Source organism: Vicinamibacterales bacterium (genome assembly GCA_041659285.1).
GTDB lineage: Bacteria > Acidobacteriota > Vicinamibacteria > Vicinamibacterales > UBA2999 > 12-FULL-67-14b.
Map to the genome: position 1 here is coordinate 1 of JBAZYO010000038.1, position 3,411 is coordinate 3,411.

The following is a 3,411-nucleotide window of genomic DNA, read 5'->3' on the forward strand; positions in this document are numbered from 1 at the left end:
CTGTATGAAGATGTCAGAGAGAGTGAACTGCGCGCTCTTAAAAAGATTTTAGAAGCCTCTTCTATTAAAATTAAATCTCTCACCAGAATTGAATGCTTTGACGTTGCGCATCTGCAGGGAACGAATGCCTCGGCCTCTATGGTTACCTTTTTAAATGGGGCGCCGGATAAAAGCCTCTACAGGCACTTCAGGATAAGACAGAAAAAAGGTCAGGATGACTATGAATCAATGCGCGAAGTAGCCGGAAGACGTAAAAAGAATCTGGACGCATGGGGAAAACCTGACCTAATAATTGTCGATGGAGGTAAGGGGCAGATGTCTGTGTTTCTAAAGGAGTTTGAGGCCGAGCAAATACCGGTTGTAGGTTTGGCTAAAAGATTGGAAACTTTAGTTATCCCCGTAAAAACTTTGGGTGTAAACGGAATTAAAGAATATAGACTTCCCAAAGGACCTGCTCTTAATTTAGTTCAAAGAATTCGTGATGAGGCACACAGGTTTGCTCAGGCGTATCATCACAAACTTTTTACTAAATCATTATTTGAAAGCCGGTAGCTAAAGCGTCTATACTGGTATTGTGAGAAGGGCAATTAAATATTTTATTGTAAGCTCCGTTACTTTGTATCTTATTTCTCTGGTATTTTCCGGGCTGTTTTTTGAAAACGGTGTTAAAACGATAATATTAACCGGAATTGCCCTAAGCATAACTTCTCTTATTATTAAACCGGTTATCAATATTCTTCTTCTGCCTTTAAACCTAATAACTTTCGGTCTTTTCAGATGGGTTGGCTATGCCGTGGCGCTATATATAGTCACTTTAATTGTTCCCGGCTTTAAAATTATGGATTTTGCATTTAACGGCCTTGCGTCTTACTGGGTTTCTATTCCCGCCGTCTCATTGCACGGACTTATCGCCTTGATCGCATTTTCTTTCATTATTTCAACGACCTCCTCAATCTTAGATTGGTTATTAAAGTAGCTGAGGTGTTATAATTACTTCTGAAAAATGAACCAACTGTTAACAGTAATACAAATAATTATATCCGTTATCCTGGTTAGCTTTATTCTAATTCAGGCACGGGGTACAGGTTTCGGGAGATCAAGTGGTATCGGTGGAACTAGTTTTACCCGGAGGGGTTTAGAAAAACTTATATTCAGACTTACCTTTGTTGCTGCTTTCCTATTTATTGTCGTATCTACGCTACGCTTGGTTGCCTAATCAATGATGTTAAATCTCCGCTACATATTTAGGCTTATTGGAGCATTTTTTTCCAGATTTAAGGTTTTGATCCTTCTGGGAATAGGTCTGGGCGTTTTATTCTTTTTTCTGCTTAAATTTCTTATACCTTCTCTGGATTTTGTAAAAACGGTGAGAATAGGCGAGACAGGAAAGTTCACGGTGAGTACCCTGCCTACTCCAATTTTGAAATCGATTGGAAACGGATTAACTAAAATAGACACCGACGGAAGTGTAATTCCGGATTTAGCATCTTCGTGGGAAACAACAGACAAGGGAAAAACCTGGATTTTCACTTTAAAAGATAATATCTCTTGGCAAGACGGCAGTAAAGTAACCAGCAAAACTATCAATTACCAATTTTCCGATGTTACTATCGATCGCCCGGATGATAAAACCATTATTTTTAAACTGCAAAACACATATTCGGCATTTCCATCGGTTGTCTCCAAGCCTACCTTCAAATCAGGCCTTTTGGGAACAGGCGAGTGGAAGGTCAACAAAATCACATTAAACGGGTCGGCTGTTGAGAAAATTGATTTATCTTCAAAAACTAAGGGTAAAATTGTTTATAAATTCTATCCGACTGAGGAAAGCACAAAAGCAGCCTTTGAACTCGGACAAGTTGACCAAATCGATGATTTATTCAGTGTTTCTCCGTTTGATACCTGGCCAAAGGTTAAAATTAACAGTATTTCAGATACAGGAGAATATGTAGCGGTATTTTTTAACACACAGGACCCTACTTTACAGGAAAAAAACTTACGCCAGGCGCTTTCTTATGCCATAGACAAAGGTGCGCTCGGCGGTGTGCGAGCCATAAGTCCTATTTCCATGGATTCATGGGCATATAATCCCCAAGTCAAACCTTATGATTACGATCCTATTAAAGCCAAGCAAATGATTACTGATTATAAGACTGCAGCTAAGCTCACCGAAATTAACGTTAATTTATCCGCCCCTCCGCTTCTTTTGGACAAAGCTGAGACCATTTCTGAAAATTGGAGAGCTGTCGGCATAAACGTAAACCTCCAGGTTGTTTCCACAATTCCCAGCGACTATCAGACTTTTTTGGCTATCCTTGATATCCCCGAGGATCCTGACCAATATTCTCTGTGGCATTCTACTCAAGAGTCTACAAATATTACCCGATATCAAAATGTCAGAATAGATAAACTTTTAGAGGATGGAAGATCCGAAATTGACATTGAATCCAGAAAGAAAATATATTTGGATTTTCAGAGATTTTTAATAGAGGATTCTCCGGCTGCTTTTCTTTATTACCCGACTACCTACTCAGTTTCTCGAAACTGAGTTACTTGGCTAAATCTACCTGAATAAGATCCCTTAATTGGTTTGAATCACCCGAAAGACTTACTTTTGTGCCGTTTATATAAAAGGTTGGAGTTTCAGTAAGCGCCACGGTCTTTCCGTCGTTCATGTCTCTCTGCACAACATCCTTAACATTCTGGGAATTCATATCTGAGGTAAATTTGTCGGTATTCAAACCCAAATCTTTTGCATAACCGACAAATACACTTGCAGGATCAGGCAAATTAGACCAGTCGTTTTGAGTTGAATAAAGTCGGTCGTTCATTTCAAAATATTTTCCCTGCAATCCTGCGGCTTCTGCGGCGTACGAGGCGAGCGGGGCATTTGTATGATATGACAGCGGGTAATTTCTGAAAACATAGTTCACTTTTCCCGGAAAATCGGTTAAAACCTGTTTTACATATGGTGCGGCATCTCCACAGGCCGGGCATACATAATCTCCGAATTCAACAAGTGTAACCGTAGCGGAAGGACTGGCGGGGAGATAGAACCCGTTAACCAAACCTGATGTTTTATAAACACCTGAAGGTGCCAAAATTGAAGAATCTACGTTAGTAGAACTAACAGTAGAAGGATTACTGCCTCTGCTCATTAAAAATAATCCGCCGACGATTAAAATACATGTGGCCAAGATTACTATTATGAAAACTTTATTTCTCTGTAAAAAATCTTTCATGGGAATAGTATATCAAATTTATCCGGTATGATCTTGTCATCCAGCAAATAGCCTCGCTTCGTGTTAAAATATAACGTAACTTGGTGGGTGTAGCTCAATGGTTAGAGCGCTTCCCTGTGGAGGAAGAGGTTGCCGGTTCGAGTCCGGTCTCCCACCCCAATAATAAGTT

General features: G+C 39.8%; 4 protein-coding genes and 1 tRNA gene. 4 read left to right on the top strand and 1 reads right to left on the bottom strand.

Annotated features, from left to right (window positions below; all coding sequences use genetic code 11):
- The 3 genes from WC815_24150 to WC815_24160 form a co-directional block, all read left to right on the top strand.
- Positions 1-552: hypothetical protein (locus tag WC815_24150; protein ID MFA5911883.1), on the top strand; the 552-nt coding region annotated here is incomplete at its 5' end.
- A 22-nt stretch (positions 553-574) separates the two neighbouring features.
- The gene (locus WC815_24155; protein MFA5911884.1) at positions 575-976 is read left to right on the top strand and encodes a phage holin family protein; all 402 of its coding nucleotides are present in this window, start codon (positions 575-577) and stop codon (positions 974-976) included.
- 243 nt (positions 977-1,219) lie between these two features.
- Positions 1,220-2,548, top strand: a complete 1,329-nt coding sequence (locus WC815_24160; GenBank protein MFA5911885.1) for an ABC transporter substrate-binding protein — start codon at positions 1,220-1,222, stop codon at positions 2,546-2,548.
- Position 2,549: 1 nt separating this feature from the next.
- Here the strand turns inward: WC815_24160 and WC815_24165 are convergent, their stop codons facing one another.
- Positions 2,550-3,242, bottom strand: coding sequence for a thioredoxin domain-containing protein (locus WC815_24165; GenBank protein ID MFA5911886.1), 693 nt, complete (start codon positions 3,240-3,242; stop codon positions 2,550-2,552).
- A gap of 83 nt (positions 3,243-3,325) precedes the next feature.
- Here WC815_24165 and WC815_24170 point away from each other — a divergent pair.
- Positions 3,326-3,401 (top strand) — tRNA-His (locus WC815_24170).
- Positions 3,402-3,411 lie beyond the last annotated feature (10 nt).

Coding starts and splice junctions, on each gene's coding strand:
- WC815_24160 (MFA5911885.1), top strand. CDS start 1,220: ATGATGTTAAATCTCCGCTACATATTTAGGCTTATTGGAGCATTTTTT.
- WC815_24165 (MFA5911886.1), bottom strand. CDS start 3,242: ATGAAAGATTTTTTACAGAGAAATAAAGTTTTCATAATAGTAATCTTG.